This is a genomic window from Bacillus cereus group sp. MYBK108-1, assembly GCF_051917185.1.
Classification (GTDB): Bacteria; Bacillota; Bacilli; order Bacillales; family Bacillaceae_G; genus Bacillus_A; species Bacillus_A cereus.
Genome location: NZ_JBQAHZ010000013.1, coordinates 60,107 through 76,760, shown reverse-complemented (window position 1 = coordinate 76,760; position 16,654 = coordinate 60,107). Strand labels below are relative to the sequence as shown.

Genomic DNA, 16,654 nt, shown 5'->3' with positions numbered 1-16,654 from the left:
CTATCAGTATATCCAAGATTAGGAGATTACTTGCAAGAGTCTTGGAAGTATTGCAACCGTGCTGTGTTATAATTCTAAAGTACTAACATTTCAAGTAGGATTTATAGATGTCGGTTTGACATATGCAATGTAAAATCAATCTGTTATTTTGAGGGTTTAGGCTACCATTATTTAAACTAACATTCACACTAAAAGAAGTACAAGGAGGAAGGTATATCTATTAAAATAATGAGGTATACCAAATTAGAAATGAACATTAAATTTAATAAAAAAGTAGTAGCATTTACGGCAGGATTAACGGTATTATCTTCACCATTGGTATCGTTTGCAGAGGAACAACAATTAGTAAACAATAAGCAACCTACAAACGTTCAGGAACAAAGTAAAACAGCATCAGATGAACAGGCTTTAAAAAGTATTGAAGCTAGTTTTGAAGAGGTAGACGGACGTGGTGGAGGTACTGTCGACAATAAGAAAGTAGATAGTCTTCAACGTTCAGAAGGTATTCATGAAGAAACAGGTACTCTAACTGTTCCTAACAATTCAAACAGAACAAAACGTAGTCTGTCTCCCATATCACCTAGCACCTCTAGTACAATAAATGGTGTTCCATTCACTGAATGGATTGTACCAGCAGGTAACGATAATATTCGTCCTCAAAACTATATGAGTCCAAAGTACATTACAATTCATGAGACTGATAATACAAGTGTAGGGGCAGGTGCTAGAAACCACGCCCAATACCTTTATAACCAAGCAGTAGGCAACACAGACCGAGCTGCATCGTGGCATTTTACAGTAGACGATAAAGAGATTTATCAACACCTACCATTAAACGAGAACGGATGGCATGCAGGAGACGGTGATGGTTCAGGTAATAGAGAATCCATTGCAATTGAAATCGCAGTTAATAGTGACGGAAACTACAGTAAAGCGGTAGATAATGCTAAGAAACTTGTAGCTTATTTAATGAAAGAAACTGGTGTACCGTTAAATAACATTGTAAAACACCAAAAATGGAGCGGTAAAATCTGCCCTGCTAACATGATTAATAATGGGCAATGGGATGTATTCGTAAATAGCGTTGAGGGGTATTATAATAATCTTTATCAACCAAAGGATGACATTACAGGAGGGTGGTATGAAGAAGCTATTCGAGAGTTAAATAGAAGAGGTATTATGATAGGGGAAGGAAACGGAGTTTTCGCACCCAATAGAGCGATAACAAGAGCCGAATTTGCTCAATTAATCTCTAACTCTCTAAACCTGCCAGCTGGAGATGCTTCATTTAAAGACCTAAACGATGCAAATTCAACTTTACGGGATGGTATTAAACGTACTGCAAGTGCAGGTATCATTCAAGGTAGAGGAGATGGTTATTTTGACCCAAACACACCTATTACAAGAGAAGAATCAGCAATTATTGTAAACAAGGCTTTACAGTATAAAGGTATATGGGGACCAGTTGTAAACCTACCATTCTCAGATAAAGACCAAATTATATATAAAGAAGACGTACAAAGACTGTATGGCCTAGGTATTGTAAGAGGTAAGGGTGACAATCAATACGACCCTAAAGGAACAACAACTCGTGGTGAAACAGCAACATTCATTCTAAATATGCTACAAGTAATTGAAAATGGTAGTGTTGAAAAGGTAATTGGAACGGCTCAAATTAATGGTATTGGGGTAAATGTTCGAAGCGGATCAGGTACAAACTATTCTATTGTTAGAAAGACAAGTAAAGGCGAAAAAGTTACAGTATATGAAGAAAAGAATGGTTGGCTAAGAATTGGAACAGGTCAGTGGATTTATTATGACTCTAGTTATATTGACTATAACAGATTATAAAAGACTAAATAGTTAAAAGAACAGGTCATATTTGGATATATAACTTAATCTCAGGTTGTGAAGAAGAATTTCTCCACAACCTGTTTTTGTGTCTGCCCCCTTTTTACCTACCAATACTGATAAAAAGAGGAAAAGGAGAGATTCATTATGATGGGTGCATCGAAAAATCACCGTGATCAGCGTGTATACAATTTAATTTACCTTATGTTTTTACGTATGACTTGAGCAGGTCCTTTTGAAAATAAGGGAAAGATCATTTAATGTGCTTCCCCGGAATATTGATTACCCATTTTCTAAAAAACAAACAATTTAATTATATCAATAATAAGATTATTTAATATAATGTATTAATCCTAACAGAAGGGAGGATTATCCATGCAATTAGTTTGTTTTAAATTAGTAAATGGTCAATACTTTTTAGTTGTAGAAGGTATCGAGATTCCTGCGCCAATTCCAGCGTTTGCTGCAGCTTTATTAATTGGTTTAGGAGTAATCCCGCTTTGTTCTTAATTTAAGGAATTCCAAACAGCTCTATCTTTCAATCGATAAACCCTTAAGTATATGCATGCTTGGGGGTTTTTTATAATAAAAAAGAAAAGGCGCCATAAGGCGCCCCCACAAATAGGTAGATAAGACTTTAGTTTTCCACTCTAAAGAAATTTTGTATCAGCTCTTTGAAAGTATATAATAATATCTGATTGAATTATTATGCATTATTACATACTTTTCTCAAACCCTCTAGTTTCTATTAGATAAAATAGAATCCTAATATTACTAAAAATCAAATAAATATTTCTAAAAACCCTAAATATTTATAAGGGTAATAAAAGTGATACATTTAAGGTGCAAATTATAAAAAATATTAAAGGGGGAATAAAGCAGTATTTAAAAAGAACTATTATCAATGGTGAGCAGTTATATAGGTTATATGAACCTGTATCTTGTTAAAAAAGGGTACTCATTTGAGTGTACTTTCTTTGACTTGAACCACCTTGATTTTTATAAGATGAATGTTGGAGGCAGATCCCAATAGAGGCATAATGAAACGGAATACCAACATCGCTTTAGGTATCCTATCATGCAGTAAAATCTTATTATTTAAATGAATTGTTTTACTGGATTCAAAGGATTGAAAAGCGTATTTAAAATTGTAATACCTTTGCAGAGATAATAAAGGTATTTAATTAAAACTCCTGTTGGTTAAAGTGAGTTTTTCAACAGATTACTATTTTAGGGTCAACTCTGTAATGTAATGATACAGAGGCATTTGTCTATTGGGTTTTCAGAAGGATTTAAAATCGTATATCTAAAAAATATAAACATATATATTTTAAGAGAACTGAGTTTAAAAGTATAACGATAAATGTGCTGGGTTTACTGACACATTGATAACCGAAAAAACAAACTATTCAAGGCCAGTGCTATCAGATACTACAATTCTACTAGTCACGTTAATTATTTCTCACTTGTAATAGGGGGGATTGTAGTATTTTGAAATGTATCTGTTTTTATTTCCCTATATGAACTATTATATCAACGGGCTCCTTACTGAAATAATGAAGAATCATCACTTGTTTATTCTGATTTCTGGAAAAGTTTTAATAGATTCATGCTGAACAAACATACTTTTTAGAAAGAGGAGAGATTATTGATGGATAGTCAATTACTATATCAACAGCAAAAAAGAGAAAATGCACTTGTGATTGGAGCCGGTATTGCAGGATTGCTTACTGCACGCGTGCTTTCCAGTTATTTTGAGAAAGTGATAGTTGTTGAAAAAGATGAGTTACCTCAAAAACCATCTGAACGTCCAGGTACACCCCAAGACTTTCATCCTCATCGTGTATTACCACGCGGAGAAATAATTATGAACCGTTTCTTTCCTGGATATGTTGATGATTTATTAAATCTAGGTGCCCATAATGTCAAGAATGATAAAATGATTCGATTTTCTCCTTATGGGGCACTTGAGCTAGTTATAGAAAGAAAAGGTGCAGCAAGCAGTCGAGCATTGTTAGAATGGACAATCCGCCAACGTGTGCAAGAAATTTCTAATGTACATTTTTATTCAAAGCAAGCGGTGACAGGCCTTTTAGCTTCGTCTGATCACAAGCGTGTTATTGGAATTAATATTCAAGAAAGAGACGAATTAAAAACAAAGCGAACTGTGTTAACCGATTTGGTAGTCGACACATGTGGTCGTCAATCTAAACTCAATAAATGGCTTACATCTATGGGATATGATGTTCCGGAGCCAGAACGTTTAAAGGTGAATTTTGGATATAGCACGAGATATTATAAAGTACCTTCACATATCAAAGAGAAATTGAGTGCAATTTCTGAAGGCGATCCTGCTAAAAACGTTGGTGCTGTAGGGTTATTATATATTGAAGATAACATAGCTCAAGCGCTACTATTTGTTGCTGGAGGTACGCACTATCCACCAACCAATTCAAAAGAATATGAAAAAGAACTGGATTCTTTAGTTACCCCTATGATGAGAGAGTTAATTAAAGAGTTAGAACCAATTAGTGTCCCAAGAGGATTTAGAGCGCAGGAGTCAATTCGTCAACATTTTGAACTAATGGAAAATTGGCCATCTGGATTATTAGTGTTAGGTGATGCTTTTTGTAACTTTGATCCCATTTATGGACAGGGGATGACCGTAGCTGCCATTGAAGCTGAAATGTTAGATACTTGTTTAAAAGAACACTCTACTCATAAACCTGGATTCGAACGCAAGGTGCTGCAACGTATGCAAAAAGCTATTGAGCCGGCATGGTGGCTGAGTTCAATTGCGGATTTACGTTGGAAAGGTGTTGAACATGTAGGAGCCGTTCCACTAAAAGGTGTGAAATTTACACAGAAATATTTTGATTTATATCTTAAACAAGCTGTAAAGCAAGCAAATGAAGGTAATTCATCCATGCTCCAAAAATATATAATGATGAATGGGCTAGTTCATTCGCCTCATGAAATCATTAACTTAGATATGTTAAGGATGTTAATCAATGAAGATGAGTCTTTAGAAGAGAATGAACTTTTGAATGAACTTGGAGAAGTAGATAAGAAATCACTGCAAGAAAGAATACATGAATTAATCCCTTCCTTTACATTAGCTTTTGAGAATAGCATTCCAGATCTGTTCTCATCCATTTCAATTTCTAATGCCAAATAAGGAAAAGAAACATTGCTCTAATTAGGGCAATGTTTCTTTTATTAGATAAGCAGTATTTAATCAACTAATTTTTCAATTGTTGGCATTATAGCGATTGGTGGTAAAGAGTAAGTCCAAGCAGCAGCGTATACGTTTAATTTTTCACCTAATTTGTAGTTTTCACCATTGGATACAGGTACTCTTAAAATTTTATTTTGGGAAACTAGCTCCCACCAATTATTCTGATAATAAAGTGCTTCTTCTTTCGTAAAAGTATCAGCAACAATTAAGTAATTATCGTCTGCTGAAATAACATAGCCCGTGAAAGGTATTTGTATTCGTACCTGTTCCTCCTTAATTGGAGAAGTGTTATTGGCAGTATCCGCAGAAGCAGGTGTTAAGCCAAAAGTAAATCCGCACCCTAATGTTAATGTTGTAACTACTGTTAATAATTTTTGTTTTTTTGAAAACATAATAGAAAGCCTCCTTAAATTTTATTATCACACCAACACCTTTCTATTCATTTAGATATAAAGCCTTTCTTCGTTCAAATATTTAACAATTTTGTCATAAATAAAACAAAAATGTATGTGATATGTATTTTTTTAGAGTGATTTATGATATAATTCACTAGGTAAAGTATTTTCGTGGTTCATCTCTATATAGTTTTTTACCCTACTTACTCTGTAAAATATTATTGGTAAAGAGAGAATGTTTTCTCTCTTCTTTTTTTATTTGATATTAATAATATCGTTAATAAAGGATGATTAATATTTTTCAGGCTATTTTGTTGTTGGTAATAAGTTTTGGTACTTATATTGAACTAGATAAAATAATAGCAAAAGATAATAAAAAAGGAGTTTATCTCCTCGTATTATTCCTCTTTATAATCGGATTTGTTATAAACTTCTACTATACATTCTTATAAAAGTACATCACAATAGGCGATACTTCAAAAAAAGAATCCTGGTCTTTAGAGGATTCTTTTTTTGCCCTCATTCACTTTTCCTCCTTAACAAACCAGATTAGCTAGCCAAAACAGGATATGCGAAGGGTAGGGGGCAAAGCTGGGGCGTGGAAAGCCTTTTGACTATGTGTAATTGTTTCACTGCCTCTTTTAATTCTTTTCCTGCTTTAAAAGCAGGTGGCTTTGAAGCCGCAGTTTGCATTTCTTCCCCTGTTTGTAGGGCAGATCTTTCACGTACTTCAAATGTACCAAAGCCAAGAATCTGTACTTTCTATCCATTTGCTAACGCATTTGTTATTGTATCTAATAACGCTTGTGTTGCTGCAGCAGCATCTTTTTGTATAAGTTCAGCTTTTTCTACTACTACTTTTGTTAATCCTGTTTTATTCATTTTTTGCACCTCTTCATATGTAATTAGGTGACTATTATTACGTTTGTGTACATGCAATTAATACTGTACATAGAAAAAGCCATAGCAAGAGTTAGAGGACAATGTCTGTGTAAAAGGCATAAGAAGGATATTAATTATCGCTTTAAACTCTGTTCATATTTCTTTACATCTTCCATGGTTTTAAATATTAACACATCAAAAATTCCTTTTTTATCCCCACATACGACAACAAAACCATCTGTTGCTTCCAGGACTCTACCGACGCCACCATCTGTAAGTGTAATACTGGTGATATGTTTTACGTTCAGTTTTTCTTCTTTTTGAATGTAAGTAGTTATGGGTGTTCCTACAGGAAACGCGTCTGTGATCTCTTTTGTTGTATATGTGCCATCATCTATTGATTGAGTTTTAGCTGTAATAGAATCAGTTTGAGTGGCACATCCTGTTGAACATATTAAAAGAATTCCAGTAATCATACCTACACAAGCTGTTTTTACCATTCACAAAATCCTCCTATAACTGTTCGTATCGTCAACCTATTTAGGGTAACAAATTATATATACGAAGTTTGTTGGTTTATGTGAGTCGTAAATTAACAAAGATACAGGTATTTTGCCAGAATATGTTTCAAACAAAAGAAAAGACACCCAAAGGTGCCTTCCTGCGACTGTAACCATCGTAATATGGTATTGGGTGCCAACCTGATTATTTTTTACCACATTAAGTAATTTTTGTTGTTGAGAAATATAATTCAAATCTATATGTTGTTTATTTTTGCTTCGTTAGATTTTTTGTAGTGGATTCTTCAATCTATTCAGATTTAATTTTAATTTCAGGGGTTATTGCTATCTTGCTATCCGGGTGCACACAATAACGGTATTTGTTGCACCAGAACTAAAAAAGTAATTAAATGTAAAAATAGTTAAAGATCAAAATATATATTATTATATTAAGAATTATAAATTTAAGGTAGCATCTGGAAGGGAATAGTTATGAATGAAAACAATAAAGGAGAAGTTATTTCTTAGCATTGATATTATAGGTTGTATCCTTTGCATTATAATGCTTATTATAAGTCTTGTTAATTTTAGAACATGGGTAAACCCCTTTTTTATTTTCATTCGACAATATATAACAATATATAAATTAATAATTTGTTATTATATATACGGATTTATTTACATTAGGAGGAATGAACAACTATGTTTAAAAGATTAGCAGTATTACTTATTGGTGCCCTATTATTATTCGGTTTAGCTGCTTGTGACAGCGTTAAATCAATGACAAGTAATGTCACGGTTGGTAAGGTAATTGAAGAATTTAAAGCCGCAGGATTAGAAGCTGAAAATCCTAGTGACCTACCAGAAAAAGAATTTGGAAATACTAGAAAAGAAGCAAAGCGCATTCTTGTTCCAGCATTAGGTGAAGATAGTGGCGGTCGAATATTTGAGTTTAAAAACAAAGAAGATCTTGAAAAAGCTAAGAAATACTATGATGATTTAGGCAATGGTAATCAAATGCTATTTTCTCATACTTACGCAAAAGGTAACTTTCTTATACAAATGAACGGTGATATGGAAGATGCCCAATTTAACAAATATAAAGAGGTTATGGACAAAGTAATTAAGTAAGTTAAAGAATCCGCTTTCATTTTTCTGAAAATATGTTAGAATTATCTTTGGATGAAAGTCCAATACATATTATTAAAATTAAAGTGGTTATCAAGTCGGAGAAAGGCACCTTAGGGTGTCTTTTCTTTGTGGAAAGATACTTATTATAGGGGTGCCGCTACATTGCTATTAAGTGTTTTTATTTTTGAAAGTTTACATATAATTTGGTTCTTCGTTATAATTTCAGTGTTCATATCTTTAGGTACTTTCCTAATCAATTTAGAAATATTTGAGCGTAGAGAAAAGAAAGGGATGTAAGATGCCACTTAAGACTCGAATGAAAGAATATAGAGTAAAGCTAAATATGTCTCAAGAAGATTTAGCCAAGGAAGTCGGTGTTAGAAGAGAAACAATTGGTAATCTCGAAAATGGAAAATATAACCCTTCCTTCAAACTTACTTATGATATTGCGAAGGTTTTAAAAGCACCTCTTGAAGTTTTGTTTTGGTTTGAAGAATAGTTCATGTATGAGTAAATGAATATGATAGATATGCTCATGAGTTTTGAACAATCTTTTTTATAAAAACTAAATATAGATTTCTATAAAAAGGCTCCATTTTGATTAAACCTTTTTCAAAGTGGAGTCTTTTTATTTACCATTGAAACTACAACTTTTAAATCATCCTTGATATTATAAGGGAGGGGAGTTGAAGTGAGCTAAGGTAATGTTGTTTTAGTAATTTTGCTTTATTTTAAAATTAGTTTGAACGAAGGGGATAATTTGCTAAATTCACTATGTTGTTCATTTCCTTCTTGGTTCATAGTTGCTTGATAAGATGAAAATCCTTTATAAGTTTTTCTTTTCTATTGCCATAAGCCATTACTTTGATCGAATTCTCCATAGTAATGATTGTAATCAAGTTTGTTCCCAGTGTTTTTATTAAAATTATTGCTAATAAAAATACGGCTATTACTTGCATAGATTTGGTTATTGGTAATTAAATTATTCCGAGTATCATAATTTAATTCGATTTGGCCACTTTCTTGATCTTTTGTGTCATTTTTATAAATAATATTATTTGTAATCGTGTTATTCTCGGCATATCCTTGCTGACTGTCATACTCACCAATTGCAATGCCACTCATGATATTATTTGATATTGTATTGTCCCTAACGGTAATTTTGCTTGCGCTTTTTCCTGCATGTTCGCTTGCTACTTCAATACCAAGGTCATTTTCATAGCTCTGATTTTGCTCAATGATAATGTACTTCCCACCATCCACGTAAATACCATCAGCTGAATATTCATTATAACTAGTATTATTGATGGATGAATTGTGATGGACAATGTTATTACGAACAACTCCATTTCGTGCTTGATCTAAAGCAGCTATTGGAGATACTCCTTCATGTCCAATAAGAACAATTCCAATATTGTTGTTATCATGTACTTTGTTATTGGTAACTTCAAAGGAATCTACATTCCCATTCACAGCAATAGCCTCACTCAATCCTAATTTCAAATTTGCTACTTCGTTATTATCAATCACAATATGATTTAAATTATTTTGTGCACTAGATGAAGTACCATAGACAGCAATACCGTGTGCATTTCCACCCTTAACATTTGCTTCAATGTGGTGAATATAATTATTTCTAATATCAATGTAACTTCCTGTTCCAGTGATATAAATACCAATAGGGGTTTCGTTAACTTTTGTTGACTTTAAGTTACGAAATTCTAACCCTTTTACCTGAATATAATTTTTATCTTCTATTGTAAATAACCCATCATCTTCTAACTTGACTTTAGAACCATCAAGAATGACTTTTTCATCTTGGTAATTTTGAAAAGTAATGGGTGCTCCTGAGGTACCAGAATGAGCGACACGAACTTTTTGGTTATAAACTCCGCCTCTTATGTAGATTGTACTTCCTTCTTTTGCGACATTAGCAGCTTTTTGAATGGTAGCGAAAGGTTGATCTAATGTACCAGGATTGAGGTCATTTCCTGTTGGAGATACATAGTAATTTATAACAGGGTTTGCATTGCTATTGGATTGTGCAAAGGAAGAGGCAGGGAGTGTGAAATTTAACATACTGAAAGAAAGGATAAAGATAAAAAGCGATTTTTTTAATGAGAGAAATATTGTTTGATATTTCATCATGATCCTCCTTCTTTATTAAGCATTCCTTCTCAACTATATAATTCAAACTGACGATTTATATCTTATACTAATAAAAAAAGACCCAGTAATGTATTCTGGATTAAGAAACACCAACTCCTATGGTCTACGTATTCTATCTGAAACTAAATTTTTAATAATTCATGTTTTTTCGTATAAAATCAAATCATATATGTGTACTTGAAGAAATACGGATATTAAAATCGGTAGACGAGGGAATGAGGGATACTGATACTAATTTTAAGGGGAGTTATTCAAAATATATTTTCTATTCAATTAAATCTTCCCTGTGTATCATGTTAACTGTTGTACTAATTGGATTGGTAAGATTAACAGATAATTATTTAAAGTGGGGGTAGTTCAATATATCTGAAATTAACATTGTTTAATATAAGTGTTCAAAAAAGTTTATCAAGTTTTAATATTCAAAAAATCATTTATATAAACAAGTATGTTGTGGTAACATTTAACAAAAGGGGGTAGCGTATATGAATGTTGAAATTATTTCTAAAGAAGAAATCACAAAATTATTAAACGACTGGTATCAAGCTATAATTTCACATCGTGTATTACAGTCTAATAAAATAAAAGAAGAGATTGCAGATAAAATCAATAATATTAAGGAAGACCAAACAATATTAGTCTACTATGCATTATTGAATGCACGGTATAATCTGCTAATTCGTGATATGGATAGTTCAAAAGATATTTTGGATAAAATTGAGCCATTACAAGAGCCTACAGAAACATTTTTAGAGTACTATCATCATTTATTTAAAGCAATTTATGCTACTAATACAGCAAACCATAGTAAAGCAAGAATGCAATTTGAAGAAGCTGAAAAGTATTTAGAGTACATGCATGATGAAATCGAAAAAGCTGAATTTAATTATTGGCTTGCAGTTCATTACTATCACATATTGAAACCAATCCTAGCAGTTCAATTTGCTACGAAGGCAAATGAAGTATTTTCAATTAGTCCAGGGTATGAATTAAAAACTGCTGCTTGTTTGAATACTTTAGGGATGGCACACACTCGCTTAAGTGATTTCGAAAGTGCAGAAGAATATTTACTTTCAGCATTGGGTACTTTCCAAAAATCTCATGACGAAAGTCTTACTAAACGTGTAAAGCACAATTTAGGACTTTTATATGCAAGTCAAAACATGTCAGAGTTAGCAATTAAGCATTTAGAGGAATCACTAGAAAACAACGCTAAAACGATGTTTCTTTTAGCAAGAGAACATTTTAAGTTAGGTCATAATCATAATGCTAATGAATATATTGAGAATGGCTATAAGATTAGTGACTTATGTTATCGTCATCATTTTCAAATTTTAAAAGCAGTACATAACTATGCACCACAAGAAGAATTAGAAAAGGTGGTCATGGAAGGTATTTCGTATTTTGAAAAAGAAGAATTATATGATTGGGTAAAAGAATATGCTTATCTTTTAGGTAATATATTCTATGGTTCAGAAAATCACGAAAAAGCCAGCAAGTATTTACACATCGCTTTAGATGCAGACAAAAAGAGTATAGAAAGAAGGGCGCTAAAATGAAAAAAGCAATCTTATTAATGATGATGTTATCCGCTGTTTTTACTTTTGGTCTTACTAATGTAAAAGACGTATCACAAAATGAAACTATTGAAGTGTTTATGGATCATGGAGAGCATATTTAATTATCTAAAAAAAGAGGGAGCTGCGAGCACCCTCTTTTTTAATTATGATCATATTAATTTAGAAATAACATAAGTAGCAGTAAGAATGAAAAATATAAGGGATAATGTTCCATATTAGATGTCATAAAAAAACGCCTCCTATGTCGTTATTGAAAACAAGACAAAAGACGTATAACTACCTGTTGTAGCTGACCGCCACCCTGTGTCAAGTCACCGTTAAGTCAACGGAAAATAAAAAACCGCATCAAACGTTAATTTGACACGGTTTCTATCAGTATGACCCCGGAGAGGCTCGAACTCACGACCTCCACCCTGTCAAGGTGGAGGTCTTTTAAATAATCTAGTCTTTTCTTTGTATTATAAACTCCCAAAATTTTTTTAATTCCTCACGTTTTTGAGGAGTAGCATTTTTGATATCTTTAAACCATTGATGAAGCTCAGGGTCTTGTAAGTCTGTAACTTCCCTTATTTCAGTTGTACCGAGGAGGTAATCAATTGATACTTCAAAGAAAGCGGCTAATTTTATCAATGTATTATAATCAGGTTCTCGATTTCCTTGTTCATACATTGCATATGTAGTTCGAGCAATCCCTAGTTGATTTGCCATGTCTTCTTGACGCAGTTTGCGTTCTTTTCGAAGAGTGTGTAGTCTAGTGCCAAACATATGCTACCTCCTTTTAGGTGTTTTCTATATCAATTATAACGTCACAATTTGTAACATTTAATAAAGTACACGAAATGTGTAAAAAACATTGATTTCATACTTATTATTATGTAATATAATTATTAGTTACACATTTTGTGACAAAGAAAGAGGGGGAATAATGAGGTTTTGGTTATTGGAAAAACGTAAAATTAAAGAGAAAACACAAGATTATGTTGCATATAAGGCAAGAATATCTAGAAGTATGTATGCAATGATTGAAAGTGGTGAAAGAAATCCAAGTGTTCCTGTCGCAAAGAATATAGCTAAGGTACTAAATTTTGATTGGACTCTTTTTTTTGAAGAATAATGTCACGATACGTGTAATTTCGAGGGTGAGAATTTAATTTCTATATTGTTTTCCTAAAACAAAATAATTTATTAATTATTTTAAAAAAATATTAGATAAGGGAAGTGTTCAATATGAATATGAAAACATTTGAAATGCGTGAAAAACGATTAGCTGAACTACTAGGTGCAAAAGTACTATGGGAATTTATAAGTGCTGTCACAGAGGAGATTGAAAAACAAGAATTAGAGTATACACCTGATTTATTAGAAGATCTATTCGTACATGTGACAGAAACCATTCAAATTCAAAATATGAATCAACGCATAACAAAAGCCCCTGTAAAAACAGAGGCTGATGGTATAAATAAAGATACATTATTTATGGAAGCATATGTAGAATTAATTAATCATAAGTTTGTTATTTCTGAATTAGCTGTAGAGCTTTCATCTGTTCTAAAAGAATTAAATTGTTTTGTTCAATCATCTTTGCCACAGCTTCAAAGTGAGCTTGATTCTCAAGAACCTCAATCTGCTTCTCTTTAGGGAGTGATTGAAGTATTTCTTTTATTTCTTTACACTCGTATATGTTATTCTCCGAGTCTTCGATTAATTTATTGCGACGATTGGTGTATTCAAGTGCACCTAAAGTCGCTAATGCGCGAGGATCTAATCCTAGAATTTCCATGTATTCCTCTCCTTTCCTCTACAATAATTCGATAGGGGGAAGGAGATTCCTTTAATAATTTGGTAGAGTTTTTATAGTTATATAACATATTTTTTATTAGTGAGAATTTTATTTAGCAGGAATACTCTAGAATTAGACTTAAAATGTTTACCTTCGTCTAAATACAAGTTATACACACATATATTGATCTTATAAAGGTATATATTACACATAATATTATGTTAAAGGTGGCGAATTGTATCATGAAAGATTTTGTTCTCGAAAAAGAAAACATTATTCGTAAATATGGTGAATGGACCGCTTATGATATTAAATTAACGGATACTCTATATACAAGAGATATTCGACAACCAAATCCTGCGTTAAAAAAAATTGTGACAATGATTCAAGATATCACACAATGTGATTTTAAAAATCTTCGAATCTTAGATTTAGCTTGTTTAGAGGGGCATTACGCTATTGAGTTTGCTATGCAAGGAGCAACTGTTGTAGGGATAGAAGGAAGAGAATCAAACGTACAAAAAGCTATATTCGCTAAAGATTTATTAAGGTTGGAAAACTTAACCTTTTATCAAGATGATGTAAGAAATTTAAGTGCTGAAAAATATGGTCAATTTGATATTGTTTTATGCTCTGGTATTTTATATCATTTAGATTGCTCAGATGTATTCCCTTTTTTAGAAAAAGTGTATGAAGTATGCAAAAGGTTTGTAATAATTGATACTCATATCACTCATACTCCGAATGTATCAGTACTCTATAAAAATTATGAATATAAGGGGCACACAATGCTAGAACACTCTGCTAATTCATCAATAGAAGAACGTTTAAAATCAAAATGGGCATCATTAGATAACATTACTAGTTTTTGGATGACAAAATCCTCTCTATACAATTTTTTAACGCGAACAGGTTTCTCTTCTATAAATGAATCCAGAAGTTTAGTTCAAGAAGATAGGGTTACTGTTGTAGCTTTTAAGAAATATCCTATAGAAATTAAAAGCTCTCCTGAAACAGAAAAATACATTGAACCCGATTATTTAGAATGCTAAAAATAACACGTTTAAGTTTAATATCCTAATCACTCTGTATGGGGTTGTACTATATGCCTCTCAAGCTAAAATCTTAAAGTATCCCTAAACAAAATTATTAATTTTCCAAAAGCTATTTATATAAATGCAACTTGTTGTTTCCGTTTTGAGGGCACTATAAAGTTTTAGCTTGATAGCACCGCATTGCTATCAACTTAAAGAAATACTTCCGAAAACAAAAAATGAAAAGAATACTAAAAAAGCTTATCATTACGTGTTAAAGGATAAGCTTTTTTATTTAGAGTTCGATAGAACTCTTTACTTAGGAATTCCCCACTTCTAAACGAAGTGAAAGTGGGGGTAGTTCAATTGTAATTACAACAAATTAGTTAAGAAAGACGTGAACTACCCGCCACTTAATGTCCTAACGGACTGTTTGAAGTGGGGGCTTCTCGGTTAGTCGTTACTTTTGGTAGCTAACGAATTCGTCCTAAGACAGCCGAGCTAACTCCCTTGTTCCAAGGGTTATTTTATTGCTATCTATGCTAACGCCAATAGGCGTATTGCTTCATTTTTGATATTGATAGCTGCGTTATAATCTCTATCGAGATTTTCACCGCATATACAAGAATAGACTCGCTCAGACAATGACATATTTTTCACATTTCCACAACTGCTACATGTTTTTGTGGAAGGAAACCATTTGTCTATTTTCACAAGCTGTTTGCCTTGTTCATTTAGTTTATAAGCTAAGAAAGAAGTGAACATACCCCAAGCATTATCAGCGACGCTTTTTCCAAAATGAAGTGCTTGCGATATTCCCTTCATATTTAGATCTTCAATAGCTACAACATCAAAATGAGTGGCTAACTCTTTAGACTTATGATGAAGGAAGTTCTTACGTTGGTTTGCTACTTTTTCATGCAGCTTAGCTACACGGATACGTTGTTTATTCCAACGCCCTGAACCTTTTGTACGTCTTGATAATACTCGTTGCGCCTTTGCTAATCGGTCTAACACTTCACGATAGAACTTAGGATAATTGGCTCTCTCATCCTCAGAATTGACGTATAATTAATCCATCGCAAAGTCTAATCCAACAACTGTTTCTACTTTTTTTTGTAAAATCTCTTTTTCGTATTCAGTCAAGATAGACACATAATATTTACCCGTAGGTGTCATAGAAATCGTACATGACTTGATTACATGGTCTTGTGGTATTTCTCTATGCTGTTTGATACGTACCATTTTCAGTTTTGGCAATTTGATATGACCGTTAAGCAACATAATATTTCCGTTCACTACATTCGTTGTATAAGACTCTCTGTCTTTTTTGCTTTTGAATGTTGGGAAGTCATTTTGACCACGAAAGAAATTTTTATAGGCAGTTTGCAAGTTTAGTTGAGCATTTGCCAAAGCTAATGAATCCACTTCTTTTAACCACTCAAATTCTGCTTTGTATTTTGCGGGAGTGGGAAGCTTTTGTTTCTTTAGTTGATCCTTATCATCTTTATGTTTTTCATACGCTTCTTTCCGTTCAGCTAACATTCTGTTATACACGAAACGTACACAACCGAAGGTTTTACGTATAAGATGTGCTTGGTCTCCTGTTGGATACAAACGGAATTTATATGCTTTATTCTGCTTTGTCATATCATTTCACCTCACTTTTCACTTTGACTTTCAATATATGTTTTTACTACGTCTATTGGCGAACCACCAGTAGTTAGCAAGCAAAAGCTTCTTGACCAAAACATCTCTTTCCAAAGTTTCTTTTTCACTTGTGGAAAGTCTCTTTTAATAAGTCGAGAACTTGCACTTTTATAAGCATTGATGAATTTTGTCATTTCTGTATTAGGGTGTGCTTTGAACAAAATATGAACATGGTCTACATCATGATTCCATTCAACTAATGTGATGTTATAGTTTTCAGATAGTCGAACAAACATATCTTTTGCATAGTCTGACATATCATCATCAAACACATTTCTTCTGTATTTCACGACCAACACAAGGTGATAGTACAACAAGAATACTGAATGATTATTACTATCTAATTTCATTTATATACCAGCCTTTATAATTTATAAGACTGAT

The 16,654-nt window shown here is 32.7% G+C and carries 14 protein-coding genes and 4 pseudogenes; 11 read left to right on the top strand and 7 right to left on the bottom strand.

The window, feature by feature from the left end; all coding sequences use genetic code 11:
* Positions 1 to 249: 249 nt before the first annotated feature.
* The 3 genes from ACTFSL_RS18260 (at position 250) to ACTFSL_RS18250 (ending at position 5,029) form a co-directional block, all read left to right on the top strand.
* Positions 250 to 1,851, top strand: a complete 1,602-nt coding sequence (locus ACTFSL_RS18260) for an S-layer homology domain-containing protein (protein ID WP_088338234.1) — start codon at positions 250 to 252, stop codon at positions 1,849 to 1,851.
* Between the two features lie 375 nt (positions 1,852 to 2,226).
* Positions 2,227 to 2,361: a hypothetical protein gene (locus tag ACTFSL_RS18255; protein WP_001177694.1), complete on the top strand. Its 135-nt coding sequence runs from the start codon at positions 2,227 to 2,229 to the stop codon at positions 2,359 to 2,361.
* A 1,141-nt stretch (positions 2,362 to 3,502) separates the two neighbouring features.
* Entirely contained in the window at positions 3,503 to 5,029 is a 1,527-nt protein-coding gene (locus ACTFSL_RS18250; RefSeq protein WP_088338221.1) for an NAD(P)/FAD-dependent oxidoreductase, read from the top strand.
* 56 nt (positions 5,030 to 5,085) lie between these two features.
* On the opposite strand, the gene ACTFSL_RS18245 is transcribed toward ACTFSL_RS18250, so the two are convergent.
* The 3 genes and pseudogenes from ACTFSL_RS18245 to ACTFSL_RS18235 form a co-directional block, all read right to left on the bottom strand.
* Positions 5,086 to 5,481, bottom strand: a complete 396-nt coding sequence (locus tag ACTFSL_RS18245) for a DUF3221 domain-containing protein (protein WP_063538915.1) — start codon at positions 5,479 to 5,481, stop codon at positions 5,086 to 5,088.
* Between the two features lie 630 nt (positions 5,482 to 6,111).
* Positions 6,112 to 6,366: pseudogene (locus ACTFSL_RS18240) on the bottom strand (HU family DNA-binding protein); the annotation flags it as partial.
* A 134-nt stretch (positions 6,367 to 6,500) separates the two neighbouring features.
* Positions 6,501 to 6,866 (bottom strand): hypothetical protein, encoded by a 366-nt coding sequence (locus tag ACTFSL_RS18235; RefSeq protein ID WP_063538917.1) that lies wholly within the window; start codon positions 6,864 to 6,866, stop codon positions 6,501 to 6,503.
* Between the two features lie 702 nt (positions 6,867 to 7,568).
* Here ACTFSL_RS18235 and ACTFSL_RS18230 point away from each other — a divergent pair.
* From ACTFSL_RS18230 to ACTFSL_RS18220, 3 genes and pseudogenes are all read left to right on the top strand, one after another.
* Positions 7,569 to 7,997, top strand: a complete 429-nt coding sequence (locus ACTFSL_RS18230) for a hypothetical protein (protein WP_000476451.1) — start codon at positions 7,569 to 7,571, stop codon at positions 7,995 to 7,997.
* Positions 7,998 to 8,159: 162 nt separating this feature from the next.
* Positions 8,160 to 8,294: pseudogene (locus tag ACTFSL_RS18225) on the top strand (DUF3796 domain-containing protein); the annotation flags it as partial.
* 1 nt (position 8,295) lies between these two features.
* The gene (locus ACTFSL_RS18220) at positions 8,296 to 8,496 is read left to right on the top strand and encodes a helix-turn-helix transcriptional regulator (RefSeq protein ID WP_001128812.1); all 201 of its coding nucleotides are present in this window, start codon (positions 8,296 to 8,298) and stop codon (positions 8,494 to 8,496) included.
* Positions 8,497 to 8,723: 227 nt separating this feature from the next.
* Here ACTFSL_RS18220 and ACTFSL_RS18215 read toward each other — a convergent pair.
* Positions 8,724 to 10,142, bottom strand: a pseudogene (locus ACTFSL_RS18215) (right-handed parallel beta-helix repeat-containing protein).
* Positions 10,143 to 10,651: 509 nt separating this feature from the next.
* On the opposite strand from ACTFSL_RS18215, the gene ACTFSL_RS18210 reads away from it, so the two are divergent.
* Complete coding sequence (locus ACTFSL_RS18210) at positions 10,652 to 11,725, top strand: tetratricopeptide repeat protein (RefSeq protein WP_088338128.1); 1,074 nt, start codon at positions 10,652 to 10,654, stop codon at positions 11,723 to 11,725.
* Positions 11,722 to 11,847, top strand: a complete 126-nt coding sequence (locus tag ACTFSL_RS18205; protein WP_000709205.1) for a hypothetical protein — start codon at positions 11,722 to 11,724, stop codon at positions 11,845 to 11,847. Before ACTFSL_RS18210 ends, ACTFSL_RS18205 begins: the two co-directional genes overlap by 4 nt.
* Positions 11,848 to 12,187: 340 nt before the next feature.
* On the opposite strand, the gene ACTFSL_RS18200 is transcribed toward ACTFSL_RS18205, so the two are convergent.
* Complete coding sequence (locus tag ACTFSL_RS18200; RefSeq protein WP_088338129.1) at positions 12,188 to 12,511, bottom strand: helix-turn-helix domain-containing protein; 324 nt, start codon at positions 12,509 to 12,511, stop codon at positions 12,188 to 12,190.
* A gap of 160 nt (positions 12,512 to 12,671) precedes the next feature.
* On the opposite strand from ACTFSL_RS18200, the gene ACTFSL_RS18195 reads away from it, so the two are divergent.
* The 3 genes from ACTFSL_RS18195 to ACTFSL_RS18185 all read left to right on the top strand — a co-directional run bounded on the left by ACTFSL_RS18195 (position 12,672) and on the right by ACTFSL_RS18185 (position 14,578).
* Complete coding sequence (locus tag ACTFSL_RS18195) at positions 12,672 to 12,860, top strand: helix-turn-helix transcriptional regulator (protein ID WP_088338130.1); 189 nt, start codon at positions 12,672 to 12,674, stop codon at positions 12,858 to 12,860.
* Positions 12,861 to 12,973: 113 nt separating this feature from the next.
* The gene (locus ACTFSL_RS18190) at positions 12,974 to 13,384 is read left to right on the top strand and encodes a hypothetical protein (protein WP_088338131.1); all 411 of its coding nucleotides are present in this window, start codon (positions 12,974 to 12,976) and stop codon (positions 13,382 to 13,384) included.
* Positions 13,385 to 13,768: 384 nt separating this feature from the next.
* Positions 13,769 to 14,578, top strand: coding sequence for a class I SAM-dependent methyltransferase (locus ACTFSL_RS18185; RefSeq protein ID WP_000651404.1), 810 nt, complete (start codon positions 13,769 to 13,771; stop codon positions 14,576 to 14,578).
* Positions 14,579 to 15,097: 519 nt separating this feature from the next.
* On the opposite strand, the pseudogene ACTFSL_RS18180 reads toward ACTFSL_RS18185, so the two are convergent.
* Together ACTFSL_RS18180 and tnpA are read right to left on the bottom strand one after the other, a co-directional pair.
* Positions 15,098 to 16,210, bottom strand: a pseudogene (locus ACTFSL_RS18180) (RNA-guided endonuclease TnpB family protein).
* A gap of 11 nt (positions 16,211 to 16,221) precedes the next feature.
* Positions 16,222 to 16,620: an IS200/IS605 family transposase gene (tnpA, locus tag ACTFSL_RS18175; RefSeq protein ID WP_063538542.1), complete on the bottom strand. Its 399-nt coding sequence runs from the start codon at positions 16,618 to 16,620 to the stop codon at positions 16,222 to 16,224.
* Positions 16,621 to 16,654: the final 34 nt, after the last annotated feature.